The organism is Herbiconiux sp. 11R-BC, assembly GCF_049472555.1.
GTDB lineage: Bacteria > Actinomycetota > Actinomycetes > Actinomycetales > Microbacteriaceae > Herbiconiux.
This window is the reverse complement of sequence record NZ_JBCEBO010000004.1, coordinates 189,740-215,309: the sequence shown is the minus strand read 5'-3', so window position 1 is coordinate 215,309 and position 25,570 is coordinate 189,740. Positions and strand designations below refer to the sequence as shown.

29 protein-coding genes and 3 rRNA genes are annotated in these 25,570 nt (G+C 62.9%); all 32 read left to right on the top strand.

Going from position 1 to position 25,570, the window contains the following annotated elements; translation table 11 throughout:
* Positions 1–47: 47 nt before the first annotated feature.
* Entirely contained in the window at positions 48–1,205 is a 1,158-nt protein-coding gene (locus tag VD659_RS11865; RefSeq protein ID WP_423261266.1) for a hypothetical protein, read from the top strand.
* Between the two features lie 321 nt (positions 1,206–1,526).
* Positions 1,527–1,901: a 30S ribosomal protein S12 gene (gene rpsL, locus VD659_RS11860; RefSeq protein ID WP_011186743.1), complete on the top strand. Its 375-nt coding sequence runs from the start codon at positions 1,527–1,529 to the stop codon at positions 1,899–1,901.
* A complete protein-coding gene (gene rpsG / locus VD659_RS11855) occupies positions 1,901–2,371 on the top strand; it encodes a 30S ribosomal protein S7 (protein ID WP_137838567.1) in 471 nt (156 codons plus the stop codon). The genes rpsL and rpsG overlap by 1 nt, the downstream gene beginning before the upstream one ends.
* Positions 2,372–2,459: 88 nt before the next feature.
* A complete protein-coding gene (gene fusA, locus VD659_RS11850) occupies positions 2,460–4,574 on the top strand; it encodes an elongation factor G (protein ID WP_137838568.1) in 2,115 nt (704 codons plus the stop codon).
* A gap of 114 nt (positions 4,575–4,688) precedes the next feature.
* Positions 4,689–5,882, top strand: a complete 1,194-nt coding sequence (tuf, locus tag VD659_RS11845; RefSeq protein ID WP_137838569.1) for an elongation factor Tu — start codon at positions 4,689–4,691, stop codon at positions 5,880–5,882.
* A gap of 76 nt (positions 5,883–5,958) precedes the next feature.
* Positions 5,959–6,444 carry a hypothetical protein gene (locus VD659_RS11840; protein ID WP_423261265.1) on the top strand — a complete coding sequence of 162 codons (486 nt, stop codon included), beginning with the start codon at positions 5,959–5,961 and terminating at the stop codon, positions 6,442–6,444.
* 14 nt (positions 6,445–6,458) lie between these two features.
* Positions 6,459–7,769 (top strand): tyrosine--tRNA ligase, encoded by a 1,311-nt coding sequence (gene tyrS, locus VD659_RS11835; protein WP_423261263.1) that lies wholly within the window; start codon positions 6,459–6,461, stop codon positions 7,767–7,769.
* 434 nt (positions 7,770–8,203) lie between these two features.
* Positions 8,204–9,725, top strand: a 16S ribosomal RNA gene (locus tag VD659_RS11830).
* 434 nt (positions 9,726–10,159) lie between these two features.
* Positions 10,160–13,275: ribosomal RNA gene (locus VD659_RS11825) — 23S ribosomal RNA — on the top strand.
* A gap of 143 nt (positions 13,276–13,418) precedes the next feature.
* A 5S ribosomal RNA gene (gene rrf / locus VD659_RS11820) occupies positions 13,419–13,535 on the top strand.
* The 16S, 23S and 5S rRNA genes sit together here, the layout of an rRNA operon.
* Positions 13,536–13,597: 62 nt before the next feature.
* On the top strand, positions 13,598–14,557 hold the full coding sequence (locus VD659_RS11815; protein WP_423261262.1) for a DNA topoisomerase IB: 960 nt from the start codon (positions 13,598–13,600) through the stop codon (positions 14,555–14,557).
* Positions 14,558–14,752: 195 nt separating this feature from the next.
* On the top strand, positions 14,753–15,520 hold the full coding sequence (locus VD659_RS11810) for a fructosamine kinase family protein (RefSeq protein ID WP_423261261.1): 768 nt from the start codon (positions 14,753–14,755) through the stop codon (positions 15,518–15,520).
* A 296-nt stretch (positions 15,521–15,816) separates the two neighbouring features.
* Positions 15,817–16,125, top strand: coding sequence for a 30S ribosomal protein S10 (rpsJ, locus tag VD659_RS11805; protein WP_018171443.1), 309 nt, complete (start codon positions 15,817–15,819; stop codon positions 16,123–16,125).
* Positions 16,126–16,149: 24 nt separating this feature from the next.
* Positions 16,150–16,806 carry a 50S ribosomal protein L3 gene (gene rplC, locus VD659_RS11800; protein WP_137837180.1) on the top strand — a complete coding sequence of 219 codons (657 nt, stop codon included), beginning with the start codon at positions 16,150–16,152 and terminating at the stop codon, positions 16,804–16,806.
* 3 nt (positions 16,807–16,809) lie between these two features.
* Positions 16,810–17,469: a 50S ribosomal protein L4 gene (gene rplD / locus VD659_RS11795; protein WP_423261260.1), complete on the top strand. Its 660-nt coding sequence runs from the start codon at positions 16,810–16,812 to the stop codon at positions 17,467–17,469.
* Positions 17,466–17,771: a 50S ribosomal protein L23 gene (gene rplW, locus VD659_RS11790; RefSeq protein ID WP_137837178.1), complete on the top strand. Its 306-nt coding sequence runs from the start codon at positions 17,466–17,468 to the stop codon at positions 17,769–17,771. The genes rplD and rplW overlap by 4 nt, the downstream gene beginning before the upstream one ends.
* Positions 17,772–17,796: 25 nt before the next feature.
* Positions 17,797–18,636 (top strand): 50S ribosomal protein L2, encoded by an 840-nt coding sequence (rplB, locus tag VD659_RS11785; RefSeq protein WP_092547978.1) that lies wholly within the window; start codon positions 17,797–17,799, stop codon positions 18,634–18,636.
* 12 nt (positions 18,637–18,648) lie between these two features.
* Positions 18,649–18,930 (top strand): 30S ribosomal protein S19, encoded by a 282-nt coding sequence (gene rpsS / locus VD659_RS11780; protein ID WP_137837176.1) that lies wholly within the window; start codon positions 18,649–18,651, stop codon positions 18,928–18,930.
* Positions 18,931–18,957: 27 nt separating this feature from the next.
* Complete coding sequence (rplV, locus tag VD659_RS11775; RefSeq protein WP_423261259.1) at positions 18,958–19,350, top strand: 50S ribosomal protein L22; 393 nt, start codon at positions 18,958–18,960, stop codon at positions 19,348–19,350.
* Complete coding sequence (rpsC, locus tag VD659_RS11770) at positions 19,350–20,114, top strand: 30S ribosomal protein S3 (protein WP_137837174.1); 765 nt, start codon at positions 19,350–19,352, stop codon at positions 20,112–20,114. Before rplV ends, rpsC begins: the two co-directional genes overlap by 1 nt.
* Positions 20,115–20,116: 2 nt before the next feature.
* Positions 20,117–20,536, top strand: coding sequence for a 50S ribosomal protein L16 (gene rplP / locus VD659_RS11765; RefSeq protein WP_022897965.1), 420 nt, complete (start codon positions 20,117–20,119; stop codon positions 20,534–20,536).
* Entirely contained in the window at positions 20,536–20,859 is a 324-nt protein-coding gene (gene rpmC / locus VD659_RS11760; RefSeq protein ID WP_137837173.1) for a 50S ribosomal protein L29, read from the top strand. The genes rplP and rpmC overlap by 1 nt, the downstream gene beginning before the upstream one ends.
* A complete protein-coding gene (gene rpsQ / locus VD659_RS11755) occupies positions 20,859–21,182 on the top strand; it encodes a 30S ribosomal protein S17 (RefSeq protein WP_137837172.1) in 324 nt (107 codons plus the stop codon). The genes rpmC and rpsQ overlap by 1 nt, the downstream gene beginning before the upstream one ends.
* Positions 21,183–21,217: 35 nt before the next feature.
* On the top strand, positions 21,218–21,586 hold the full coding sequence (gene rplN, locus VD659_RS11750; RefSeq protein WP_137837171.1) for a 50S ribosomal protein L14: 369 nt from the start codon (positions 21,218–21,220) through the stop codon (positions 21,584–21,586).
* 2 nt (positions 21,587–21,588) lie between these two features.
* Positions 21,589–21,948 carry a 50S ribosomal protein L24 gene (rplX, locus tag VD659_RS11745; RefSeq protein ID WP_423261258.1) on the top strand — a complete coding sequence of 120 codons (360 nt, stop codon included), beginning with the start codon at positions 21,589–21,591 and terminating at the stop codon, positions 21,946–21,948.
* Complete coding sequence (rplE, locus tag VD659_RS11740; protein ID WP_137837169.1) at positions 21,948–22,535, top strand: 50S ribosomal protein L5; 588 nt, start codon at positions 21,948–21,950, stop codon at positions 22,533–22,535. The genes rplX and rplE overlap by 1 nt, the downstream gene beginning before the upstream one ends.
* A 74-nt stretch (positions 22,536–22,609) precedes the next feature.
* Complete coding sequence (rpsH, locus tag VD659_RS11735; RefSeq protein ID WP_137837168.1) at positions 22,610–23,008, top strand: 30S ribosomal protein S8; 399 nt, start codon at positions 22,610–22,612, stop codon at positions 23,006–23,008.
* A gap of 6 nt (positions 23,009–23,014) precedes the next feature.
* The gene (gene rplF, locus VD659_RS11730; RefSeq protein ID WP_137837167.1) at positions 23,015–23,551 is read left to right on the top strand and encodes a 50S ribosomal protein L6; all 537 of its coding nucleotides are present in this window, start codon (positions 23,015–23,017) and stop codon (positions 23,549–23,551) included.
* Positions 23,552–23,554: 3 nt separating this feature from the next.
* Entirely contained in the window at positions 23,555–23,926 is a 372-nt protein-coding gene (gene rplR, locus VD659_RS11725; protein ID WP_137837166.1) for a 50S ribosomal protein L18, read from the top strand.
* The gene (gene rpsE / locus VD659_RS11720; RefSeq protein ID WP_137837165.1) at positions 23,923–24,618 is read left to right on the top strand and encodes a 30S ribosomal protein S5; all 696 of its coding nucleotides are present in this window, start codon (positions 23,923–23,925) and stop codon (positions 24,616–24,618) included. Before rplR ends, rpsE begins: the two co-directional genes overlap by 4 nt.
* Positions 24,618–24,803, top strand: a complete 186-nt coding sequence (gene rpmD, locus VD659_RS11715) for a 50S ribosomal protein L30 (protein ID WP_137837188.1) — start codon at positions 24,618–24,620, stop codon at positions 24,801–24,803. Before rpsE ends, rpmD begins: the two co-directional genes overlap by 1 nt.
* The gene (rplO, locus tag VD659_RS11710) at positions 24,803–25,495 is read left to right on the top strand and encodes a 50S ribosomal protein L15 (RefSeq protein WP_423261257.1); all 693 of its coding nucleotides are present in this window, start codon (positions 24,803–24,805) and stop codon (positions 25,493–25,495) included. The genes rpmD and rplO overlap by 1 nt, the downstream gene beginning before the upstream one ends.
* Positions 25,496–25,570: the final 75 nt, after the last annotated feature.

Here is a 25,570-nt window from a genome sequence, read left to right as displayed (position 1 = left end):
CGGCGCGCATCCCTGCCGATCGTGCGCAGCAGAGGTACAGTTTCGCCATGAGCACCGACGATCGTCACGACGACAAGCCGGAATTCCCGCTGGGGGATGAGGCGGCTGCGTCATCCGAAGACGCCGCGACGCCCGCGTCCCCGGACGCGCCCCCGCTGCCTGCCATCCCGGCCTGGGAGGCCCCGGCGACCAGCCACACGGAGCCGGTGCGCGCGGAGACCGTGCCTGCGGAGACCGTGCACGCCGACGAGCTCCCACCCGTCGAGAGCCCGGTGCCCGCGGCGGCAGACCTCCCGTCGATGGCACAGACGCCCGCCCTGGCCGACGACGCGGCGCCCCTTCCGGCCGAACCGGTCACGCGCGCCCCCCTCGGCGGTCCGTATGTCGTGAACGAGACCGGTGCCCCGGTGGCCACGCAGGCCGCCGCTGCCTACGAGCGCGAGCCGCAGGGCGGCCCCTACGTCACCGCATCCGAGCCCGTGCCCTACCCGGCAGCGGCCTTCGCCCCTGCCGCGGCGGCCGTCGTGGCCGGTCCCGGCCCCGCAGGCGCTCCCGGAGGGTACCCGGGCGCTCCCGGTGCTCCGACGCCCTATCCGGGCGCCCAGGCCGTCCCCGTGCTCGTCGCGCCCCCGCAGCCGCCCGCCCCCAAGGGCAACCGCGGTGGCGGAGCCCTCATCGCGCTCATCGGCACGGTCGTCTTCGCCGTGGTCTACGCGGCGGTCAGCTTCGTCGTGATCGCGGCGAACGCGACGGTCCAGAACGCCTTCAGCACCACGCTCTCCTACCTCGCCACGGCCGCATTCATCGTGCCGGCGGTCGTCTTCGCGATCGCCCTCATCCTGATCGTGCTGATCGTCAACCGCGCCGGCTGGTGGGCCTACGTGCTCGGAGGCTTCTTCGTGGCCGTGCTGGTGTACTTCGGCGGCATCGCCGGCGCGCTCATCCATGTGCAGGCGTGGAACTGGCAGCCCCAGGAGCAGTACGACTTCGTGCGCTCGCTCACCATGGATCCGCTCACGCTCGCCGGCGCCATCGTGGCCCGCGAGGTCTCGATCTGGACCGGAGCCTGGATCGCGCGGCGCGGCCGTGCCGTCAAGGCCCGCAACGTCGCGGCCCGTGAGGAGTTCGATCGCACGCAGTCCGAAGCGGCTGCCGCAGCGAGTGCTCCCTACGGCGAGGCCGCAGCTCCCGGCACAACCTGGTAACATCGCCACGTCCGCGTTGCCGGTCGCACAGCATATGCCGTGCGGCATTTGACCCGCAGAGGTCAAGAGGCTATTATTTTCCGGGTGTGTGCATACTTGCATGCCCAGATTTTCGAGCGAAGCAGATCTTCCCGGTTCCCATCGGGAAGAGACTCCACCGCTCTACCAACCAGCGATACCAGAGCCATTTTGTACCGCCGGTGGGTCCAAACGAACTCGACACGCCATACACGGCCGTGTGAGAGGCGTGAACGATCGGGACGGATGACCGTGCCCGAACACAAAGACACCGAGCAGTACGAATACCAAGGAGTAAGTAGAGTGCCAACCATTCAGCAGTTGGTCCGAAAGGGTCGCACCCCCAAGGTCACGAAGACCAAGGCGCCCGCCCTCAAGGCCAACCCCCAGCAGCGCGGCGTGTGCACCCGTGTGTACACCACCACCCCGAAGAAGCCGAACTCCGCGCTTCGCAAGGTCGCCCGCGTCAAGCTGTCGAACGGCACCGAGGTCACCGCTTACATCCCCGGTGAGGGCCACAACCTGCAGGAGCACTCGATGGTGCTCGTGCGCGGCGGTCGTGTGAAGGACCTCCCGGGTGTGCGTTACAAGATCGTCCGCGGCGCGCTCGACACGCAGGCCGTGAAGAACCGCAAGCAGGCTCGCAGCCGTTACGGCGCGAAGATGGAGAAGAAGTAATGCCTCGCAAGGGTCCCGCCCCGAAGCGTCCCGTTGTCGCCGACCCGGTCTACGGAGCTCCGGTCGTCAGCCAGCTCGTCAACAAGATCCTCCTCGATGGCAAGAAGGCCATCGCCGAGCGCATCGTCTACGAAGCGCTCGAGGGTGTCTCCTCGAAGAACGGCCAGGATGCGGTCGTCACGCTGAAGAAGGCGCTCGACAACGTGCGCCCCACCCTCGAGGTCCGCAGCCGCCGTGTCGGTGGCTCGACCTACCAGGTGCCGGTCGAGGTCAAGCCTCACCGCGCCAACACCCTCGCACTGCGCTGGCTCACCACCTACGCCAAGGCCCGTCGCGAGAAGACGATGACCGAGCGTCTCACCAACGAGATCCTCGATGCGTCGAACGGTCTCGGCGCCGCTGTCAAGCGTCGCGAAGACACCCACAAGATGGCCGAGTCGAACAAGGCCTTCGCGCACTACCGCTGGTAGCCGCCTGGCCGCCTTCGGGCGGCCGGCTCCCCGCGGTGCGTGAACCCTCGGTTCGACACCATTCACCCTTACCTTTCGGAGGAAATCCGTGGCACAGGACGTGCTCACCGACCTGAACAAGGTCCGCAACATCGGCATCATGGCTCACATCGATGCCGGCAAGACCACCACGACCGAGCGCATCCTGTTCTACACGGGCATCACGCACAAGATCGGTGAGGTTCACGACGGCGCCGCCACGATGGACTGGATGGCACAGGAGCAGGAGCGCGGCATCACGATCACGTCGGCCGCGACGACCTGTTTCTGGAACAAGAACCAGATCAACATCATCGACACCCCGGGTCACGTCGACTTCACCGTCGAGGTGGAGCGCTCGCTCCGTGTGCTCGACGGCGCGGTCGCCGTCTTCGACGGCAAGGAGGGCGTCGAGCCCCAGTCCGAGACGGTGTGGCGTCAGGCCGACAAGTACAACGTGCCCCGCATCTGCTTCGTCAACAAGATGGACAAGCTGGGCGCCGACTTCTACTTCACGGTCGACACCATCATCAACCGCCTCGGCGCCAAGCCGCTGGTGATCCAGCTCCCGATCGGTGCGGAGTCCTCCTTCGAGGGCGTCGTCGACCTGGTCGAGATGCGTGCCCTCACCTGGCGCGGAGACGCCAAGGGTGACGTGCAGATGGGTGCCAAGTACGAGATCGAGGAGATCCCGGCCGACCTCAAGGAGAAGGCCGACGAGTACCGTCAGCTGCTTCTCGAGACCGTCGCCGAGACCGACGACGCTCTGCTCGAGAAGTTCTTCGGTGGCGAGGAGCTGACCGTCGCCGAGATCAAGGGCGCGATCCGCAAGCTCACCGTCAACAGCGAGATCTACCCGGTGCTCTGCGGTTCGGCGTTCAAGAACCGCGGTGTGCAGCCGATGCTCGACGCGGTCGTCGACTACCTCCCCTCCCCGCTCGATGTCCCCGCGACCGAAGGTCACGACATCCGCGACGAGGAGAAGGTCGTCGAGCGTCACCCCGACCCGAAGGACCCCTTCGCCGCGCTGGCGTTCAAGGTCGCGGTTCACCCCTTCTTCGGCCGCCTCACCTACATCCGCGTGTACTCGGGTCACCTCGACTCCGGCGGACAGGTCATGAACTCGACCAAGGGCAAGAAGGAGCGCATCGGTAAGATCTTCCAGATGCACTCCAACAAGGAGAACCCGGTCGACTCGGTTACCGCCGGCCACATCTACGCGGTCATCGGCCTCAAGGACACCACCACCGGTGACACCCTCTCCGACCCGTCGAACCAGATCGTCCTCGAGTCGATGACGTTCCCGGAGCCGGTCATCGAGGTCGCCATCGAGCCCAAGACCAAGGCCGACCAGGAGAAGCTGGGTGTCGCCATCCAGAAGCTCGCTGAAGAGGACCCGACCTTCCGTACGGAGCAGAACCAGGAGACCGGTCAGACGGTCATCAAGGGAATGGGCGAGCTCCACCTCGACATCCTGGTCGACCGCATGAAGCGCGAGTTCAACGTCGAGGCCAACGTCGGCAAGCCCCAGGTGGCCTACCGCGAGACGATCCGCAAGACCGTCGAGCGCCACGACTACACGCACAAGAAGCAGACCGGTGGTTCGGGTCAGTTCGCGAAGGTCCAGATCGCCATCGAGCCTCTCGAGGTCACGGCCGACAAGACCTACGAGTTCGAGAACAAGGTCACCGGTGGTCGCGTTCCGCGCGAGTACATCCCTTCGGTCGACGCCGGAATCCAGGATGCGCTGCAGGTAGGCATCCTCGCCGGATACCCCATGGTGGGTGTCAAGGCGAGCCTGCTCGACGGCCAGTCGCACGACGTCGACTCCTCGGAGATGGCGTTCAAGATCGCCGGTTCGATGGCCTTCAAGGAAGCCGCCCGCAAGGCGAGCCCCGTTCTGCTCGAGCCGCTGATGGCCGTCGAGGTCCGCACGCCTGAGGAGTACATGGGCGACGTCATCGGCGACCTCAACTCGCGTCGTGGCCAGATCCAGTCGATGGAGGACGCCCAGGGCGTCAAGGTCGTGCGTGCAAACGTTCCGCTGTCGGAGATGTTCGGCTACATCGGCGACCTGAGGTCCAAGACCTCCGGCCGCGCGGTGTACTCGATGACCTTCGAGAGCTACGCCGAGGTCCCGAAGGCTGTGGCCGACGAGATCATCCAGAAGAACAAGGGCGAGTAACACCCGAGTTCTGCGGACCTCGTAGGTTCGCGTAAAATATCAACAAACCCCCGCCTTAATCCGGATGCAATCCAGCACCCGGATGACTGGCATGAGAGTCCTGAGGAGGACCTAGTGGCTAAGGCCAAGTTCGAGCGGACCAAGCCGCACGTCAACATCGGAACGATCGGTCACGTTGACCACGGTAAGACCACTCTTACCGCGGCCATCTCGAAGGTCCTGGCGGACAAGTTCCCGTCGGCGACCAACGTTCAGCGCGACTTCGCGTCGATCGACTCCGCTCCTGAGGAGCGCCAGCGCGGTATCACGATCAACATCTCGCACGTCGAGTACGAGACGCCCAAGCGTCACTACGCTCACGTCGACGCCCCCGGCCACGCCGACTACATCAAGAACATGATCACCGGTGCTGCTCAGATGGACGGCGCGATCCTCGTGGTCGCCGCCACCGACGGCCCGATGGCTCAGACCCGTGAGCACGTTCTGCTCGCCAAGCAGGTCGGCGTGCCGTACCTGCTCGTCGCGCTGAACAAGGCCGACATGGTCGACGACGAGGAGATCCTGGAGCTCGTCGAGCTCGAGGTTCGCGAGCTGCTCTCCAGCCAGAACTTCGACGGCGACGACGCCCCCGTCGTGCGTGTCTCGGGTCTGAAGGCCCTCGAGGGTGACGAGAAGTGGACCCAGTCCATCCTCGACCTCATGGACGCCGTCGACGAGTCGATCCCCGACCCGATCCGCGACAAGGACAAGCCGTTCCTGATGCCGATCGAGGACGTCTTCACGATCACCGGTCGTGGAACGGTCGTCACCGGTCGCGCCGAGCGTGGCACCCTCGCCATCAACTCCGAGGTCGAGATCGTCGGCATCCGCCCGACGCAGAAGACCACGGTCACGGGTATCGAGATGTTCCACAAGCAGCTCGACGAGGCCTGGGCCGGCGAGAACTGTGGTCTGCTGCTCCGCGGTACCAAGCGTGAAGACGTCGAGCGCGGCCAGGTCGTCGTGAAGCCGGGTTCGGTCACGCCGCACACCGACTTCGAAGGCACCGCCTACATCCTGTCGAAGGATGAGGGTGGCCGTCACAACCCCTTCTACACGAACTACCGCCCGCAGTTCTACTTCCGCACCACCGACGTCACCGGCGTCATCACGCTGCCCGAGGGCACCGAGATGGTCATGCCCGGCGACACCACCGACATCACGGTCGCGCTGATCCAGCCGATCGCGATGGAGGAGGGCCTCGGCTTCGCGATCCGTGAGGGTGGCCGCACCGTCGGTGCCGGTACCGTCACCAAGATCAACAAGTAGTAGACCCCGCTTCACACGCTAAGGGCCGTGCCTTCGGGCACGGCCCTTTTGTGCGCCGGGAGTACGATCGTGCCTCATGGTGACGATTCATCAGCTTCAGGGCGCCCTCGCTGTCGCGCGCACGCTTCACTACGACGGCTTGCCTGAGCAGTACGCGGCGATCGCAGAGGTGATCCGCGCCGCGACTTCATCTGCGCCTTCCTCCGAAGACGAGGAGCAGTGGCGGCGCGTCCTCGGAGAAGCGAGGTGCCTGCTCGGCGAGGCTGAGGCCGACGCCGGAGATCCTCGAGGCCTCGACCGAATGGAGCGCGAATGTCGAAGAGCGGTCGAGGCGGGCGATCATGCGTTCGCTGGGCGGTCGTATCGTTCGATGCTCGGTGTCCTGCTGCGCTGCGGTCGGCCGGGGCGCGCCATCGACGTGGCCAGGGAGGCGGCTGACTGCTTCTCTCTCGCCGGTGACGAGGTCTGGGCGAACCACATGCGGGAGTTCGCGCGACTCTGGTCTGGGCGAATCGCAGAGTGGCCCGATGTCGACTGGGGGGAGTGGGTGCGGTCGGGCTAGTAAACTGCTGTCCCGTGTCAGAGACTCCGATCGCCGCAATCCGTCCCCAACAGAACGACCCTTCGTTCGCCGACGTGTGGGACGAACTGAACTATCGCGGGCTCGTGCACGTCTCCACCGACGCGGGGGAGTTGAAGGCCCTTCTGAGCGGCCCTCCGATCACGTTCTACTGCGGCTTCGACCCCACCGCGCCGAGCCTGCACCTGGGCAACCTGGTGCAGATCCTGGTGATGCGCCGGCTTCAGCTGGCCGGCCACAAGCCGCTCGGTCTGGTGGGAGGTTCGACCGGTCTCATCGGTGATCCGCGCCCCACGGCGGAGCGCACGCTCAACACCAAGGAGACCGTCGCCGAGTGGGTCGGTTACCTTCAGGGCCAGGTCGCGCGCTTCCTGAGCTTCGAGGGGGACAACGCGGCGCGCATGGTCAACAATCTCGACTGGACCGCGCCGCTCTCGGCGATCGACTTCCTGCGCGACATCGGAAAGTACTTCCGCGTGGGCACCATGCTGAAGAAGGATGCGGTCTCCGCGCGACTGAATTCCGACGCCGGCATCAGCTACACCGAGTTCAGCTACCAGATCCTGCAGGGCATGGACTTCCTCGAGCTCTACCGGAGCTACGGATGCGTGCTGCAGACGGGAGGCAGCGACCAGTGGGGCAATCTCACGAGCGGCACCGACCTCATCCATCGCGCCGAGCAGACGAGTGTGCACGCCATCGGTACTCCACTCATCACTAACTCCGACGGCACCAAGTTCGGCAAGAGCGAGGGTAACGCCATCTGGCTGGATCCGGCCCTCACGAGCCCCTATGCGTTCTACCAGTTCTGGCTCAACACCGATGACGCCGATGTCATCGCCCGGCTGAAGATCTTCACCTTCCTCGATCGCGTCGAGCTCGAGCGGCTCGAGAGCGCGGTGGCGGAGGAGCCCTTCCGGCGGGAGGCGCAGCGCACTCTCGCCTTCGAGGTGACGGCACTCGTGCACGGGGTGCCGGCGACCGAGTCCGCCATCGCGGCGGCGGCCGCACTCTTCGGGCAGGGCGAGCTGGAGGCCCTGGATATCGAGACCCTCGCGGCCGCGGTCGCGGAGCTGCCGAACCTCGACGTCACTCCCGAGACGACGGTGGTGGATGCGCTGGTCGGTACGGGTCTCGTCGGAAGCCTCAGCGAAGCCCGGCGCGCGATCTCTCAGGGGGGTGTCTACCTCAACAACGTGAAGCTCGAGGACGATTCCGCGACGGTGGGAGAGGCCCTTCTCTTCGGGGGATACGCCGTTCTGCGGCGGGGCAAGAAGACCCTCGCTGGCCTGGTCGCATCCGCGTGATGCGGGGCGACACGCCCGGGGCGCAGCACGACTTGCACGCCCCTGAAACATCCGCGTAATGTAATCCCTCGTCACCCCACAGGTGCGGGAAAGCCGAAGAGCTTCCCGGCCTCACGTCGGTGGCAGAACCCCTTCTGATTCACTTGAGAGAATCGCTCGTCGATTTGACTCTCCGGTGAGTAATGGTAGGGTTGAGAAGTTGCCCGGAGGGCTGCCCAGTTGATGGGTGGGGCTGGTGCATCCGATCCTTGAGAACTCAACAGCGTGCACAATGTCATATGCCAAAAACCCGTCTCCAGGCTTAGGTCTGGTTGGCGGATTCCTTTGGAATAACATTTAAACAAACAAAAGCAAGTCAGTAATGATTTGTTCTTGCTGGTTTCAAACTTGCAGGGCAGCGGACCTATTCCGGTTGCTGGTTCTGTGCGTAATCATTTACGGAGAGTTTGATCCTGGCTCAGGACGAACGCTGGCGGCGTGCTTAACACATGCAAGTCGAACGGTGAAGCAGAGCTTGCTCTGTGGATCAGTGGCGAACGGGTGAGTAACACGTGAGTAACCTGCCCTTGACTCTGGGATAAGCGTTGGAAACGACGTCTAATACCGGATACGACCCTCAACCGCATGGTTAGGGGGTGGAAAGATTTTTTGGTCAAGGATGGACTCGCGGCCTATCAGCTTGTTGGTGAGGTAATGGCTCACCAAGGCGACGACGGGTAGCCGGCCTGAGAGGGTGACCGGCCACACTGGGACTGAGACACGGCCCAGACTCCTACGGGAGGCAGCAGTGGGGAATATTGCACAATGGGCGCAAGCCTGATGCAGCAACGCCGCGTGAGGGATGACGGCCTTCGGGTTGTAAACCTCTTTTAGTAGGGAAGAAGCGAAAGTGACGGTACCTGCAGAAAAAGCACCGGCTAACTACGTGCCAGCAGCCGCGGTAATACGTAGGGTGCAAGCGTTGTCCGGAATTATTGGGCGTAAAGAGCTCGTAGGCGGTTTGTCGCGTCTGCTGTGAAAACTGGAGGCTCAACCTCCAGCCTGCAGTGGGTACGGGCAGACTAGAGTGCGGTAGGGGAGATTGGAATTCCTGGTGTAGCGGTGGAATGCGCAGATATCAGGAGGAACACCGATGGCGAAGGCAGATCTCTGGGCCGTAACTGACGCTGAGGAGCGAAAGCGTGGGGAGCGAACAGGATTAGATACCCTGGTAGTCCACGCCGTAAACGTTGGGAACTAGATGTGGGGACCATTCCACGGTCTCCGTGTCGCAGCTAACGCATTAAGTTCCCCGCCTGGGGAGTACGGCCGCAAGGCTAAAACTCAAAGGAATTGACGGGGGCCCGCACAAGCGGCGGAGCATGCGGATTAATTCGATGCAACGCGAAGAACCTTACCAAGGCTTGACATATACGAGAACGGGCCAGAAATGGTCAACTCTTTGGACACTCGTAAACAGGTGGTGCATGGTTGTCGTCAGCTCGTGTCGTGAGATGTTGGGTTAAGTCCCGCAACGAGCGCAACCCTCGTTCTATGTTGCCAGCACGTTATGGTGGGAACTCATAGGAGACTGCCGGGGTCAACTCGGAGGAAGGTGGGGATGACGTCAAATCATCATGCCCCTTATGTCTTGGGCTTCACGCATGCTACAATGGCCGGTACAAAGGGCTGCAATACCGTAAGGTGGAGCGAATCCCAAAAAGCCGGTCTCAGTTCGGATTGAGGTCTGCAACTCGACCTCATGAAGTCGGAGTCGCTAGTAATCGTGGATCAGCAACGCCACGGTGAATACGTTCCCGGGCCTTGTACACACCGCCCGTCAAGTCATGAAAGTCGGTAACACCCGAAGCCGGTGGCCCAACCTTTTGGAGGGAGCCGTCGAAGGTGGGATCGGTGATTAGGACTAAGTCGTAACAAGGTAGCCGTACCGGAAGGTGCGGCTGGATCACCTCCTTTCTAAGGAGCAACTGCCAAGCTTTGCTTGGACAGAGGCCAGATCAAGACGAATGTTCTTGCTGGTAGCTCATGGGTGGAACATAGACATTGATGCAGGCTCAGCCGGCGTAGCGCTAGTACGACCCTTACTTGTAGGGGTTTGGAACGTGTTTCGTGGGGGAGGTTTGTATATGCACGCTGTTGGGTCCTGAGGGACCGGATCCCCTGATCTTCGGGTCGGGGTGGACGAACCTCATGGACCCTTTCGTTGTTTCCCTTTATATTGAGGGTTTCGCGGAGGGTATCGCCCGTACTTTGAGAACTACACAGTGGACGCGAGCATCTTAGATTCAGGATTTTGATCCTGGATCACAAAGATCTAAACAACAACCCTTCGGGGTTGTGTAGATCATTGGTCAATTTTTCTAACGAAGAATCGATTCAAACTCATGTGATTTCAAGTTTCTAAGAGCAAACGGTGGATGCCTTGGCATCTGGAGCCGAAGAAGGACGTATAAATCTGCGATAAGCCTCGGGGAGCTGATAATAGAGCTTTGATCCGAGGATTTCCGAATGGGGAAACCCCGCCAGGCCCTTTGGGTGACCTGGTGACTCCCGCCTGAATATATAGGGCGGGTAGAGGGAACGTGGGGAAGTGAAACATCTCAGTACCCACAGGAAGAGAAAACAACAGTGATTCCGTTAGTAGTGGCGAGCGAACCCGGAAGAGGCTAAACCGATCATGTGTGATAGCCGGCAGGCGTTGCATGGTCGGGGTTGTGGGACTTTTCAGCAGTTACTGCCGTACTGCGAGCGTTACAACGCAATATAGACGAATGGTTTTGAAAGGCCAGTCATAGAGGGTGCCAACCCCGTAGTCGAAATGTTGCAATGGCGCGAAGAGTATCCCAAGTAGCACGGGGCCCGAGAAATCCCGTGTGAATCTGTCAGGACCACCTGATAAGCCTAAATACTCCCAGATGACCGATAGCGGACAAGTACCGTGAGGGAAAGGTGAAAAGTACCCCGGGAGGGGAGTGAAATAGTACCTGAAACCGTTTGCTTACAAACCGTTGGAGCACCCTTGTTGGTGTGACAGCGTGCCTTTTGAAGAATGAGCCTGCGAGTTAGTGATATGTGGCGAGGTTAACCCGTGTGGGGCAGCCGTAGCGAAAGCGAGTCTTAATAGGGCGTTTTAGTCGCATGTTCTAGACCCGAAGCGAAGTGATCTATCCATGGCCAGGTTGAAGCGACGGTAAGACGTCGTGGAGGACCGAACCCACTTCAGTTGAAAATGGAGGGGATGAGCTGTGGATAGGGGTGAAAGGCCAATCAAACTTCGTGATAGCTGGTTCTCTCCGAAATGCATTTAGGTGCAGCGTTGCGTGTTTCTTGCCGGAGGTAGAGCTACTGGATAGCCGATGGGCCCCAAAAGGTTACTGACGTTAGCCAAACTCCGAATGCCGGTAAGTGAGAGCGCAGCAGTGAGACGGTGGGGGATAAGCTTCATCGTCGAGAGGGAAACAACCCAGACCACCGAATAAGGTCCCTAAGCGCGTGCTAAGTGGGAAAGGATGTGGAGTTGCACAGACAACCAGGAGGTTGGCTTAGAAGCAGCCACCCTTGAAAGAGTGCGTAATAGCTCACTGGTCAAGTGATTCCGCGCCGACAATGTAACGGGGCTCAAGCACGCCACCGAATTTGTGGCATTCATATTAGTGGCAGGCCTTCGTGGTCCAGCCGTGTGGATGGGTAGGAGAGCGTCGTGTGGCGAGTGAAGCGGCGGTGTAAACCAGCTGTGGACGCTACACGAGTGAGAATGCAGGCATGAGTAGCGAAAGACGGGTGAGAAACCCGTCCTCCGAAAGACCAAGGGTTCCAGGGCCAGGTTAATCCGCCCTGGGTAAGTCGGGACCTAAGGCGAGGCCGACAGGCGTAGTCGATGGACAACGGGTTGATATTCCCGTACTGACGAAAAACCGCCCAAGCTAATCCAGTAGTGCTAAGAGTCCTAACCCGGCTGATCGATCCCTTCGGGGGGAGACGGCCGGTCTAACGCTCGACCCCGTTCTGGTGCGGTTAGCGTATTAACAGGTGTGACGCAGGAAGGTAGCTGAGCCGGGCGATGGTTGTCCCGGTCTAAGGATGTAGGGCAGAAGATAGGCAAATCCGTCTTCTATATAGCCTGAGACCCGATGGGTAGTCCTCACGGACGAAATCAGTGATCCTATGCTGCCAAGAAAAGCATCGACGCGAGGTTTTAGTCACCCGTACCCCAAACCGACTCAGGTGGTCAGGTAGAGAATACTAAGGAGATCGAGAGAATCGTGGTTAAGGAACTCGGCAAAATGCCCCCGTAACTTCGGGAGAAGGGGGGCCTGAGGCGTGAAGGGATTTACTCCTGGAGCGTTTGATGGCCGCAGAGACCAGTGGGAAGCGACTGTTTACTAAAAACACAGGTCCGTGCCAAGTCGCAAGACGATGTATACGGACTGACGCCTGCCCGGTGCTGGAAGGTTAAGAGGAACGGTTAGCCGTAAGGCGAAGCTGAGAATTTAAGCCCCAGTAAACGGCGGTGGTAACTATAACCATCCTAAGGTAGCGAAATTCCTTGTCGGGTAAGTTCCGACCTGCACGAATGGCGTAACGACTTCCCAGCTGTCTCAACCGCGAACTCGGCGAAATTGCACTACGAGTAAAGATGCTCGTTACGCGCAGCAGGACGGAAAGACCCCGTGACCTTTACTACAGCTTGGTATTGGTGTTCGGTGTGGCTTGTGTAGGATAGGTGGGAGACGGTGAAGCTTGGACGCTAGTTCAGGTGGAGTCATTGTTGAAATACCACTCTGGTCACTCTGGATATCTAACTTCGAACCGTAATCCGGTTCAGGGACAGTGCCTGGTGGGTAGTTTAACTGGGGCGGTTGCCTCCTAAAAAGTAACGGAGGCGCCCAAAGGTTCCCTCAATCTGGTTGGCAATCAGATGGCGAGTGTAAGTGCACAAGGGAGCTTGACTGTGAGACTGACAAGTCGAGCAGGGACGAAAGTCGGGACTAGTGATCCGGCAGTGGCTTGTGGAAGCGCTGTCGCTCAACGGATAAAAGGTACCTCGGGGATAACAGGCTGATCTTGCCCAAGAGTCCATATCGACGGCATGGTTTGGCACCTCGATGTCGGCTCGTCGCATCCTGGGGCTGGAGTAGGTCCCAAGGGTTGGGCTGTTCGCCCATTAAAGCGGTACGCGAGCTGGGTTTAGAACGTCGTGAGACAGTTCGGTCCCTATCCGCTGCGCGCGTAGGAAATTTGAAAGGATCTGACCCTAGTACGAGAGGACCGGGTTGGACGAACCTCTGGTGTGTCAGTTGTTCCGCCAGGAGCACCGCTGATTAGCTACGTTCGGGATGGATAACCGCTGAAAGCATCTAAGCGGGAAGCCGGCCTTGAGATGAGATTTCCATCCCTTCGGGGGAGAGGCTCCCAGCTAGACTACTGGGTTGATAGGCAGGATGTGGAAGCGAGGACTAACGACTCGTGGAGCTGACCTGTACTAATAAGCCGATAACTTGATAATCACTACACCCAAACATGTTGTAAGGCTGGTTTGGGTGGCCTAGATTGCTTGCGTCCACTCTGTGGTTCTCGATGTACGGTCGAGAACCAAACACACACCACGCGTGTGTTGTTTGAAACTTCTAGATAGAACATCTCTAGTGTTTCGGCGGCCATAGCGAGAGGGAAACGCCCGGTCACATTCCGAACCCGGAAGCTAAGACTCTCTGCGCCGATGGTACTGCAAGGGGGACCTTGTGGGAGAGTAGGACACCGCCGGACTTACTTTGAAAGAGGCCAGCCTTCGGGCTGGCCTCTTTTCATTTAAGGGGTTGGATTGACGTATGCCTCGCCTGCGTCGATCGGATTTGTCTGGGCGTGGTATCCGTCGCCTCCGATCGGGCAGAGGCTTCACCTACCGCGACGACGCCGGAGTCACCGTCACCGATCAGGAGTTGCGGGAGCGCATCGAACGTCTCGCCATCCCGCCTGCCTGGACGGACGTCTGGATCGCGCCCTTCGAGAACGGCCACATCCAGGCCACCGGTGTGGATGGAGCCGGCCGGCGGCAGTACATCTACCACCCGAGCTGGCGTGAGCAGAAGGACCGGTTGAAGTTCGACCGTGCGCTCGCGCTGGCCGAATCGTTGCCGGCGGCCCGGCGCCTGGTCACTCTCGACCTGCGCCGGGACGGCTTCGCTCGGGAGCGCATCCTGGCCGCGGGCTTCCGGATGCTCGACACGGGTTCCCTCCGGGTGGGGAGCGAACACTACGCCCAGGCGCATGGCAGTCACGGCCTGACGACACTACTGTGTGCTCACGCCACCACGAGCGAGGATGTCGTGCACCTCACGTTCCCCGCGAAGAGCGGGCAGGAGTGGGACTCCGAGATCGTCGACGGCGATCTCGCTGCGCTCGTGCGCGTGCTCAAGCGTCGCGGTCCTTCTGCTCGGCTTCTGGCCTGGAAGGACGGCCGGCGTTGGCATCCGGTCGGGGCGCAGGAGATCAATGCTTACGTGCGGGAGCGGACCGGTGGCGAGTTCACGGCCAAGGACTTCCGCACGCTGCACGGCACCGTCGCCGCCGCGGTGAGCCTCGCGCACAGCGGAGTGCAGTCGACGAAGAGCGGCCGCTCGAGGGCGATCGCGCAGGCGATGAGGGATGCGGCCGGCGTGCTCGGAAACACTCCCACGATCGCGAAGACGAGCTACGTCGATCCCCGCCTGGTGGACCACTACTCCGCAGGCGAAATCATCGACCCGGCTCGGCCGGAATCGGAACTGCGCGCCCTGCTCTTTCGGTAGAAGTCAAGCCTTGTGTTCTGTGGGAGGAAGCGCAGAATGGGGGCAATCGTTCTTACGGGAGGTCCGCCGCCAGACGCTGCGAACAGAGCTAGGCCGTGAGCGACCAGCGGATTTGACGACTGGGCTCCGGACTCTCCCGTAAGAACGTTCCCTCGTCGTCATGCCGACGAAACGTGTCGGGCATAGCGTGGAGACGTGTTCACCAAGTTCGATCCTTCGGCACCGGAGGGCTTCTTCGAGGCCGAAGACGCCGGCCTTCGTTGGCTCGCTGCAGCGCACGGCGTGCCGACCGTGCGCGTGCTCGAGGTGCGGCGCGACGGAATAGACCTCGAGGAACTGCGGGAGCTGCGCCCGAGCCGCGAGGCGGCGCGGCGATTCGGCGAGCTCCTCGCGGCGACGCACTCGGCGGGCGCTGCCGCCTTCGGGGCGGCGCCGGAGGGCTGGAGCGGACCGTGCTTCATCGGCAGGCGAGGGATGTCGACCAGGAGCTACGACGACTGGAGCGACTTCTACCCCTCGGAACGCGTGCGGCCGTATGCCGAACAAGCGGTCGCGCGAGGGAACCTCTCCGCCGAGGGGTACCGCACCGTGCTGCTCGCCTGCGACCTCATCCAGACAGGGATCTTCGCCGATGCCGAACCGCCGGCCCGGCTGCACGGGGACCTCTGGTCGGGCAACGTGATGTGGACCTCGATCGGTGTCGTGCTGATCGATCCCGCAGCCCATGGCGGACATCGGGAGACCGACCTCGCGATGCTCGCGCTGTTCGGCGTGCCCTTCCACGACGAGATCCTGAACGGCTATCAGGAGGTGCGCCCCCTGCTGGAAGGGTGGCGCGAGCGGGTGGCGATGCACCAGCTCTTCCCGCTCGCCGTGCACGCCGTCGGGCACGGGCCGTCCTACGGTGTCGAGCTCGTCAGAGCCGCGGAATCGGTGCTCAGACTCGGCAACGGCCAAGCCTGAGCGAGCGCGACACGCCCGGGTTGCAAGTAGCCCCGGAATGTGGCAAACTCGTCTAGTTCAACATTTCAGGCCGCTTCGCGCGTGCCTTGATCACTGTCTTGGCAGTGCATAGCTCCAGAAGCTAGGCCGCAGGCAGCAGAACACAGCTTAATCGCAACCCATCCTTCGCTTCGGTGAAGTCTGTGCTGGTTCAGTGCAGGGCTGATTTCAGTGCAGGGGCGCGTGCTTAACAGCAGAACAGTGGTGCGTCCAATGCCGTCGAGGCGGTATGACGCGAGACAGAGAGAGAGTCACACATGGCGGGACAGAAGATCCGCATTCGACTTAAGTCGTATGACCACGAGGTCATCGACTCCTCGGCGCGCAAGATCGTCGACACGGTCACCCGTGCAGGAGCAACCGTCGTCGGCCCCGTGCCGCTGCCGACGGAGAAGAACGTGATCGCCGTCATCCGTTCTCCCCACAAGTACAAGGACAGCCGGGAGCACTTCGAGATGCGCACTCACAAGCGCCTCATCGACATCATCGACCCGACGCCGAAGGCCGTCGACTCGCTCATGCGTCTCGACCTGCCCGCCGACGTCAACATCGAGATCAAGCTCTGAGCGGGAAGGGACCAGGACTAGAAAATGGCTACCACCGCTAAGACTTCCAAGGGACTGCTCGGCAAGAAGCTCGGCATGACCCAGGTGTGGGACGAGAACAACCGTCTCATCCCCGTGACCGTCGTCGAGGTCTCCCCGAACGTCGTCACCCAGATCCGCACCCCGGAGAAGGACGGCTACTCGGCCGTTCAGATCGCCGCCGGCCAGATCGACCCCCGCAAGGTGAACAAGCCGGCCACGGGCCACTTCGACGCCGCCGGGGTCACCCCGCGCCGCCACATCACCGAGGTCCGCACCGCGGACGCCGCCGACTACACCGTCGGCCAGGAGCTCACCGCCGAGAGCGTGTTCGAGGCCGGCCAGAAGGTCGACGTCGTGGGCACCTCCAAGGGCAAGGGCTTCGCCGGTGTCATGAAGCGCCACAACTTCAAGGGCGTCTCCGCTTCGCACGGTTCACACCGCAACCACCGCAAGCCCGGCTCGATCGGTGCGTCGTCGACGCCCAGCCGAGTCTTCAAGGGCATGCGCATGGCCGGCCGCATGGGTGGCGAGCGCGTCACCGTGCTCAACCTGGTCATCCACTCGGTCGACGCCGAGAAGGGTCTGCTGCTCGTCAAGGGCGCCGTCCCCGGTGCCAAGGGCCGTCTCGTTTTCGTTCGCAACGCAGTGAAGGGGGCGTAGTTCATGGCTACCGCATCTAACACGCTCGATGTCCTCGACGTCTCCGGCAAGAAGTCCGGCACCGTCGAGCTGCCCGCCGAGATCTTCGACGTGCAGACCAACATCCCGCTCATCCACCAGGTCGTCGTCGCCCAGCTCGCCGCGGCCCGTCAGGGAACCCACAAGACCAAGCGTCGTGGTGAGGTCTCCGGTGCCGGCCGCAAGCCGTTCAAGCAGAAGGGAACCGGTCGCGCCCGTCAGGGTTCGATCCGCGCTCCTCAGATGACCGGCGGTGGCATCGTCCACGGACCGGTGCCCCGCAGCTACGCGCAGCGCACCCCCAAGAAGATGATCGCGGCGGCTCTGCTCGGCGCTCTCTCCGACCGCGCCCGCGGCAGCCGCGTGCACGTCGTCGAGTCCCTCTCGCAGGGTGAGACGCCGTCGACCAAGGCCGTCAACGAGTTCCTCGCGACCGTCGCGTCGTCCAAGCACGTGCTGATCGTGCTGGAGCGCAACGACGAGCTGAGCCTCAAGAGCGTCCGCAACATCCCGACCGTTCACGTGCTGCCCGCAGACCAGCTGAACGCCTACGACGTCCTCGTCTCCGACGACATCGTCTTCACCAAGGGTTCCTTCGACGCCTTCGTCGCCTCGAAGACCAAGAAGGAAGAGGTTTCCGCATGAGCAACGCCGCGTTCAACAAGGACCCGCGCGACATCATCCTCGCTCCGGTCGTCTCCGAGAAGAGCTACGGCCTGATCGACGAGGGCAAGTACACCTTCGTCGTCGACCCCCGCTCGAACAAGACCGAGATCAAGCTCGCCATCGAGAAGATCTTCCAGGTCGAGGTCGCGTCGATCAACACCCTGAACCGTCAGGGCAAGACCCGTCGCACCAAGTTCGGCCAGGGCAAGCGCAAGGACACCAAGCGTGCCATCGTCACGCTCAAGTCCGGATCCATCGACATCTTCACGGCCGTCGGCTAGGCGCGGAAGCTAGAGGAAAAGACACATGGCTATTCGTAAGTACAAGCCCACGACTCCGGGCCGCCGCGGTTCGTCCGTCGCGGACTTCGCAGAGATCACCCGTTCGACTCCTGAGAAGTCGCTGCTCCGCCCGCTCTCCAAGACCGGTGGACGCAACAACCAGGGTCGCATCACGACCCGTCACATCGGTGGTGGCCACAAGCGCCAGTACCGCGTCATCGACTTCCGTCGCAATGACAAGGACGGCGTGAACGCCAAGGTCGCTCACATCGAGTACGACCCCAACCGCACCGCGCGCATCGCGCTGCTCCACTTCGTGGACGGCACCAAGCGCTACATCCTGGCCCCGAACAAGCTCGCCCAGGGCGACATCGTGGAGTCGGGCGCCGGCGCGGACATCAAGCCCGGCAACAACCTGCCGCTGCGCAACATCCCCACCGGTACCGTCATCCACGCGATCGAACTGAAGCCGGGCGGCGGCGCCAAGATGGCCCGCTCCGCCGGCGCCTCGGTTCGCCTCGTGGCGAAGGACGGCCCCTACGCGCAGCTTCGTCTGCCGTCGGGCGAGATCCGCAACGTGGATGCGCGCTGCCGCGCCACGATCGGCGAGGTCGGCAACGCCGAGCAGTCGAACATCAACTGGGGCAAGGCCGGTCGCAACCGCTGGAAGGGCATCCGCCCGACCGTGCGTGGTGTCGCCATGAACCCGGTCGACCACCCGCACGGTGGTGGTGAGGGCAAGACCTCCGGTGGACGTCACCCGGTCAGCCCCTGGGGTCAGGCCGAAGGCCGCACCCGTCACCCCAATAAGGAAAGCGACAAGCTCATCGTGCGTCGCCGGACCGTCGGCAAGAAGCGTAAGTAGGAGTCTTAGAAAATGCCACGCAGTCTCAAAAAGGGCCCCTTCGTCGACGACCACCTGTACCGCAAGGTCGTCACCGCGAACGAAGCCGGTTCCAAGAACGTCATCAAGACCTGGTCGCGCCGATCGATGATCATCCCCGCGTTCCTGGGTCACACGATCGCCGTGCACGACGGTCGCAAGCACATCCCGGTGTTCATCACCGAGACCATGGTGGGTCACAAGCTCGGAGAGTTCGCCCCCACCCGCACCTTCCGTGGACACGTGAAGGACGACAAGAAGGGCCGTCGCCGCTAAGCGCGGCGACGTGAAGGAGGAAGAGAAATGGTGGAGTCGATCGCACGCGTGCGTCACATCCGCGTCACCCCCATGAAGGCCCGTCGTGTCGTCAACCTGATCCGCGGCCGTCAGGCCGTCGAGGCGCTGGCCATCCTGAAGTTCGCGCCTCAGGGCGCGTCGGAGCCCGTGTACAAGCTGGTCGCCTCGGCGATCGCCAACGCGCGGGTCAAGGCAGACGCCACGAACAGCTACCTGGACGAGCAGGACCTCTTCATCACGAAGGCGTTCGTCGACCAGGGAGCCACGCTCAAGCGTTTCCAGCCCCGTGCTCAGGGACGGGCGTTCCAGATTCTCAAGCGCACCAGCCACATCACCATCGTCCTGGCCACGCCGGACGAGGCCGGTGTCGCAGACGCGAGCACGAAGGCGAGCAAGTAATGGGCCAGAAAGTCAATCCGTACGGCTTCCGTCTCGGAATCACCACCGACCACGTGTCGCGTTGGTTTTCGGACAGCACGAAGAAGGGTCAGCGTTACAGCGACTACGTCGCTGAGGACGTGAAGATCCGCAACCTGCTGAAGACCTCGCTCGACCGCGCCGGTGTGGCGAAGATCGAGATCGAGCGCACCCGTGACCGCGTGCGTGTGGACATCCACACCGCGCGTCCGGGTATCGTGATCGGCCGCCGTGGAGCCGAGGCCGAGCGCATCCGCTCCGACCTCGAGAAGCTCACCGGCAAGCAGATCCAGCTCAACATCCTCGAGGTGAAGAACCCCGAGGCCGAGGCCCAGCTGGTCGCCCAGGGCATCGCCGAGCAGCTCACTGCTCGCGTGGCGTTCCGTCGCGCAATGCGCAAGGGTCTGCAGGGTGCTCAGCGCGCCGGCGCCAAGGGTGTCCGCATCCAGGTGTCGGGCCGTCTCGGCGGCGCCGAGATGAGCCGCTCGGAGTTCTACCGTGAAGGTCGCGTTCCGCTGCACACCCTCCGCGCCAACATCGACTACGGCTTCTACGAGGCCAAGACGACGTTCGGCCGCATCGGTGTGAAGGTCTGGATCTACAAGGGCGACATCACCAACAAGGAGCTTGCCCGCGAGCAGGCCAACCAGAAGTCGTCGCGCCCCGAGCGTGGCGACCGTGACCGTCCGCGCCGTAACTCCGCCCCCAAGGCGGAGGCTCCGGTCGCAGCAGGAGTTGAGGCGTAACCATGCTTATCCCCCGTCGAGTCAAGCACCGCAAGCAGCACCACCCGGGTCGCAGTGGCCAGGCCACCGGTGGCACCAAGGTGAGCTTCGGTGAGTACGGCATCCAGGCCCTCACGCCCGCTTACGTGACGAACCGTCAGATCGAGTCCGCTCGTATCGCGATGACCCGTCACATCAAGCGTGGTGGAAAGGTGTGGATCAACATCTACCCCGACCGTCCGCTCACGAAGAAGCCGGCCGAGACCCGCATGGGTTCCGGTAAGGGTTCGCCCGAGTGGTGGGTCGCGAACGTCAAGCCGGGCCGAGTGCTCTTCGAGCTGAGCGGGGTCAACGAGACCATCGCTCGCGAGGCACTCACCCGTGCAATCCACAAGCTGCCTCTCAAGGCACGCATCATCAAGCGCGAGGAGGGCGACGCGTAATGGCGATCGGTTCTAAGGAGCTCGCCCCGGCGGAGCTCGACACGTTCGAAGATTCTCGACTCATCGAGGAGCTTCGCAAGGCCAAGGAAGAGCTGTTCAACCTGCGCTTCCAGTCCGCCACCGGCCAGCTGGAAAGCCACGGCCGACTTCGCGCCGTGAAGCGCGACATCTCGCGGATCTACACGATCATCCGTGAGCGCGAGCTGGGCATCCGTGCCACGCCCGCCCCCGTCGAGGCTCCGGCCAAGGCGGCCAAGAAGACCAAGAAGGCGACCGAGGCACCCGCTGCTGAGACCGCTACCGAGACCGAGGAGGCCAAGTAATGGCTAAGACCGAAGAGAAGGTCGTCGAGTCCGGTCACGAGTCGGCCTCGCACGACGTGAAGGACGTGGAGGCCCGCGGTTACCGCAAGGCCCGCCGCGGCTACGTGACCAGCGACAAGATGGACAAGACCATCGTCGTCGAGGTCGAGGACCGCGTGAAGCACCCGCTGTACGGCAAGGTCATCCGCCGCACCTCCAAGGTGAAGGCGCACGACGAGACCAACAGCGCCGGCATCGGCGACCTCGTGCTCATCAACGAGACCCGTCCGCTCAGCGCCTCCAAGCGCTGGCGTCTGGTCGAGATCCTCGAGAAGGCCAAGTAGGCCCTCGGCTTACTTAGTTCAGGAAGAGTAGAAGAATGCTTCAGCAAGAATCACGAGTGAAGGTCGCCGACAACACCGGCGCCAAGGAGCTCCTGACGATTCGTGTTCTCGGTGGATCCGGCCGTCGCTACGCGGGACTCGGCGATGTCATCGTCGCGACCGTGAAGGACGCCATCCCCGGCGGAAACGTCAAGAAGGGCGATGTGGTCAAGGCCGTCATCGTCCGCACCGTCAAGTCGACCCGTCGCCCCGACGGCTCGTACATCAAGTTCGACGAGAACGCCGCTGTGATCCTGAAGAACGACGGTGACCCCCGTGGTACCCGTATCTTCGGACCGGTCGGCCGTGAGCTCCGTGACAAGAAGTTCATGAAGATCATCTCGTTGGCACCGGAGGTTATCTAGTCATGGCGAACATCAAGAAGGGTGACCTGGTTCAGGTCATCTCCGGCCCCAGCCAGGCCCGCGGCGGAGACCGCGGCAAGCAGGGTCGTGTCATCGAGGTGCAGGTCGAGAAGGACCGCGTCGTCGTCGAGGGCGTGAACTTCATCACGAAGCACGTGCGCGTCGGACAGACCCAGCGCGGCACCAAGACCGGCGGCATCGAGACCATGGAGGCTCCGATCCACGTGTCGAAGGTCGCCCTGGTCGACCCCGAGACCAAGAAGCCGACCCGCGTCGGCCACCGCAACGAAGAAGTCACGAAGGACGGCGTCACCAAGACGGTCCGCGTTCGTTACGCGAAGAAGTCAGGTAAGGACCTCTGATGAGCACCGCCACTGCCGCGCCCGCTGGCAAAATCCAGCCGCGCCTGAAGCAGAAGTACAAGAACGAGATCGTCGACTCCCTCACCAAGGAGTTCGGCTTCACGAACGTGCACCAGGTGCCCGGTCTCGTGAAGATCGTCGTGAACACCGGTGTCGGCGAGGCCGCCCGCGATGGCAAGGTCATCGACGGTGCGGTCAAGGACCTCACCGCGATCACCGGTCAGAAGCCGCAGGTCACGAAGGCTCGCAAGTCGATCGCGCAGTTCAAGCTGCGCGAGGGACAGCCCATCGGCGCACACGTCACGCTCCGTGGCGACCGCGCCTGGGAGTTCCTGGACCGTCTGCTCTCTCTTGCGCTTCCCCGCATCCGCGACTTCCGCGGCCTTTCGGACCAGCAGTTCGACGGCCGGGGCAACTACACCTTCGGTCTGACCGAGCAGTCGATGTTCCACGAGATCGACCAGGACAAGATCGACCGTGTGCGTGGCTTCGACATCACCGTCGTCACGACCGCGAAGACCGACGACGAGGGTCGCGCGCTGCTCAAGGCGCTCGGGTTCCCCTTCAAGACGGCCGAAAACTCCTAAGCACCACCCACCCACGACGACCCAGGTCGACATCCTCGAAAAGGGTGCCGAAACCAGGCGCGAAAGGCAACATCATGACAATGACAGATCCGGTCGCAGACATGCTGACCAGACTGCGCAACGCGAACTCGGCGCACCACGACACCGTGTCGATGCCGCATTCGAAGCTCAAGGGGCACATCGCCGACATCCTCAAGTCCGAGGGTTACATCGCCAGCTGGGACGTCGTCGACGCCAAGGTCGGACAGACGCTCACGCTGAACCTCAAGTTCGGCCCGAACCGCGAGCGTTCGATCGCGGGCATCAAGCGCGTCTCGAAGCCCGGTCTCCGTGTCTACGCGAAGTCGACCGAGATCCCGACGGTCCTCGGTGGCCTCGGCGTCGCGATCCTGTCCACGTCCTCGGGGCTCCTCACGGACCGCCAGGCGAGCAAGAAGGGCGTGGGTGGGGAAGTCCTCGCCTACGTGTGGTAACCGACAATGTCACGAATCGGACGTCTTCCCATCGACATCCCTGCCGGCGTCACCGTCACCATCGACGGCCAGCAGGTCTCGGTCAAGGGACCGAAGGGCGAGCTCGCGCTCGTCGTCGCCTCCCCGATCACGGCCACGATCGAAGAGAACCAGGTTCTCGTCACCCGCCCGGATGACGAGCGCAACTCTCGTTCGCTCCACGGCCTCACGCGTACCCTGATCGCGAACCAGATCATCGGCGTCACCGACGGCTACTCCAAGAGCCTCGAGGTCGTCGGTACCGGTTACCGCGTCGCTGCCAAGGGCAGCGGCGTCGAGTTCGCCCTCGGATACTCTCACCCGATCTCCGTCGAGCCGCCCGCGGGCATCACGTTCACGGTCGAGGGTGTCAACAAGCTCACGGTCAACGGCATCGACAAGCAAGCCGTCGGTGAAGTGGCCGCAAACATTCGCAAGCTGCGCAAGCCCGAGCCCTACAAGGGCAAGGGTGTGCGGTACGCCGGCGAGGTCGTTCGCCGCAAGGCCGGAAAGAGTGGTAAGTAGACCATGGCTACTGGAATCAGAGGAAAGTCGAAGTCCGCAGCCCGCGACCGCCGGCACCTGCGACTTCGCAAGAAGGTGGAAGGCACCGAGGCGCGTCCGCGCCTGGTCGTCACCCGTTCGGCTCGTCACGTCTTCGTGCAGGTCGTGGACGACAGCAAGGGCCACACCCTCGCTTCGGCCTCGACGCTCGAAGCGGACCTGCGCACCTTCGATGGTGACAAGACCGCCAAGGCCAAGAAGGTCGGTGAGCTGGTCGCCGAGCGCGCGAAGGCTGCCGGCGTCGAGGCGGTCGTCTTCGACCGCGGCGGCAACCGCTACGCGGGTCGCGTCGCGGCCATCGCCGATGGAGCTCGAGAGGGTGGACTGAACCTGTGAGCACCGAAACCAATAAGGAGCAGGACGTGGCAGCAGTTGCTGAAGCCCCCGTCGAGACGGCTGCGTCGACCGAGTCGACCCAGAACGAGCCTCGTGAGGCCCGCCGTGGCGGTCGCGAGCGCAACCCCAACCGTGGTGACCGTGGAGGACGCGACTCTGACAAGAGCAACTTCCTCGAGCGCGTCGTCACCATCAACCGCGTCTCCAAGGTCGTGAAGGGTGGTCGTCGCTTCAGCTTCACCGCTCTCGTGGTCGTCGGCGACGGCAACGGTCTGGTGGGCGTCGGCTACGGCAAGGCCCGCGAGGTGCCGACCGCGATCTCCAAGGGCGTCGAGGAGGCGAAGAAGAACTTCTTCCGCGTCCCCCGCGTCGGGAACACCATCCCTCACCCGGTTCAGGGTGAAGCGGCCGCCGGTGTGGTGCTGCTGCGCCCCGCCGCTGCCGGTACCGGTGTTATCGCCGGTGGTCCGGTGCGCGCCGTTCTCGAGTGCGCCGGTATCCACGACATCCTCTCGAAGTCGCTCGGTTCGTCGAACACGATCAACATCGTGCACGCGACCGTCGAGGCCCTGCAGCAGCTCGAAGAGCCCCGCGCCGTGGCCGCCCGCCGTGGCCTCGACTTCGAGGACGTCGCCCCCGCCCGCCTGGTGCGTGCTGAGGCCGACGCTCTAGCTGCGAAGGCAGGTGCATGATGGCCTCGCGCCTGAAGATCACCCAGATCAAGTCCAAAATCAGCGAGAAGCAGAATCAGCGGGACACGCTGCGCAGCCTCGGACTGAAGCGCATTCACGACATCGTGGTGCGCGAAGACAACGCCCAGAACCGCGGATACGTGCGCACCGTCGCACACCTGGTGAAGGTCGAGGAGATTGACTAATGGCTGAAGAAGAAGCCAAGGGGACCGCCGCCAAGGCGGCTCCGAAGAAGGCTGCCGCCCCCAAGGCCGCGCCGAAGGAGAAGGCGGAGCCCAAGGCTGCTGCTGCCACCGCGGAGAAGGCCGAGAAGGCTCCCGCCAAGGCTGCGGCACCCAAGAAGGCTCCGGCTGCGAAGGCTGGCGAGACCAAGGCTCCGGCCGCTGCCAAGGCGCCTGCCGCCAAGGCTGCGCCGAAGGCTGAGGAGACCGGTCCTCGCGAGCACGTTCTCAAGGTGCATCACCTCCGCCCGGCTGCCGGTGCCAAGAAGGCCCGCACCCGCGTCGGTCGTGGTGAGGGCTCCAAGGGAAAGACCGCCGGCCGCGGCACCAAGGGCACCAAGGCCCGCTACCAGGTGCGCGTCGGCTTCGAGGGTGGGCAGATGCCGCTGCACATGCGCACCCCGAAGCTCCGCGGGTTCAAGAACCCGTTCCGCGTCGAGTACCAGGTCGTGAACCTGGCCGCCCTCGAAGCCCTCTACCCGGCGGGCGGCGACGTCACCATCGCCGACCTCGTGGCCAAGGGTGCGGTTCGCAAGAACGAGAAGGTCAAGGTTCTCGGCGATGGCGACATCACCGTGAAGCTGACCGTCGCGGTCGACAAGGTCTCCGGCTCCGCCGAGCAGAAGATCGTCGCCGCGGGTGGTTCCGTCAAGTAGGTACCGCAAAACCGGTGACCCGATTCGTAGGCAGTAAACAGATGCGTCATGAGAATGAGGTAGCCTGTCGAGGCC

Bases quoted from the DNA above. Each gene is read 5' to 3' on its own strand.
- rplF (WP_137837167.1), top strand. From the start codon at position 23,015: ATGTCACGAATCGGACGTCTTCCCATCGACATCCCTGCCGGCGTCACC.
- rplN (WP_137837171.1), top strand. From the start codon at position 21,218: ATGCTTCAGCAAGAATCACGAGTGAAGGTCGCCGACAACACCGGCGCC.
- rpsQ (WP_137837172.1), top strand. From the start codon at position 20,859: ATGGCTAAGACCGAAGAGAAGGTCGTCGAGTCCGGTCACGAGTCGGCC.
- rplV (WP_423261259.1), top strand. From the start codon at position 18,958: ATGGTGGAGTCGATCGCACGCGTGCGTCACATCCGCGTCACCCCCATG.
- VD659_RS11865 (WP_423261266.1), top strand. From the start codon at position 48: ATGAGCACCGACGATCGTCACGACGACAAGCCGGAATTCCCGCTGGGG.
- rplC (WP_137837180.1), top strand. From the start codon at position 16,150: ATGGCTACCACCGCTAAGACTTCCAAGGGACTGCTCGGCAAGAAGCTC.
- rpsS (WP_137837176.1), top strand. From the start codon at position 18,649: ATGCCACGCAGTCTCAAAAAGGGCCCCTTCGTCGACGACCACCTGTAC.
- rplR (WP_137837166.1), top strand. From the start codon at position 23,555: ATGGCTACTGGAATCAGAGGAAAGTCGAAGTCCGCAGCCCGCGACCGC.
- VD659_RS11815 (WP_423261262.1), top strand. From the start codon at position 13,598: ATGCCTCGCCTGCGTCGATCGGATTTGTCTGGGCGTGGTATCCGTCGC.
- rplW (WP_137837178.1), top strand. From the start codon at position 17,466: ATGAGCAACGCCGCGTTCAACAAGGACCCGCGCGACATCATCCTCGCT.
- rplX (WP_423261258.1), top strand. From the start codon at position 21,589: ATGGCGAACATCAAGAAGGGTGACCTGGTTCAGGTCATCTCCGGCCCC.
- rpsC (WP_137837174.1), top strand. From the start codon at position 19,350: ATGGGCCAGAAAGTCAATCCGTACGGCTTCCGTCTCGGAATCACCACC.
- rpmD (WP_137837188.1), top strand. From the start codon at position 24,618: ATGGCCTCGCGCCTGAAGATCACCCAGATCAAGTCCAAAATCAGCGAG.
- VD659_RS11840 (WP_423261265.1), top strand. From the start codon at position 5,959: ATGGTGACGATTCATCAGCTTCAGGGCGCCCTCGCTGTCGCGCGCACG.
- rplP (WP_022897965.1), top strand. From the start codon at position 20,117: ATGCTTATCCCCCGTCGAGTCAAGCACCGCAAGCAGCACCACCCGGGT.
- rplB (WP_092547978.1), top strand. From the start codon at position 17,797: ATGGCTATTCGTAAGTACAAGCCCACGACTCCGGGCCGCCGCGGTTCG.
- rpsJ (WP_018171443.1), top strand. From the start codon at position 15,817: ATGGCGGGACAGAAGATCCGCATTCGACTTAAGTCGTATGACCACGAG.
- rpsG (WP_137838567.1), top strand. From the start codon at position 1,901: ATGCCTCGCAAGGGTCCCGCCCCGAAGCGTCCCGTTGTCGCCGACCCG.
- rpsH (WP_137837168.1), top strand. From the start codon at position 22,610: ATGACAATGACAGATCCGGTCGCAGACATGCTGACCAGACTGCGCAAC.
- rplD (WP_423261260.1), top strand. From the start codon at position 16,810: ATGGCTACCGCATCTAACACGCTCGATGTCCTCGACGTCTCCGGCAAG.
- rpmC (WP_137837173.1), top strand. From the start codon at position 20,536: ATGGCGATCGGTTCTAAGGAGCTCGCCCCGGCGGAGCTCGACACGTTC.
- rplO (WP_423261257.1), top strand. From the start codon at position 24,803: ATGGCTGAAGAAGAAGCCAAGGGGACCGCCGCCAAGGCGGCTCCGAAG.
- rplE (WP_137837169.1), top strand. From the start codon at position 21,948: ATGAGCACCGCCACTGCCGCGCCCGCTGGCAAAATCCAGCCGCGCCTG.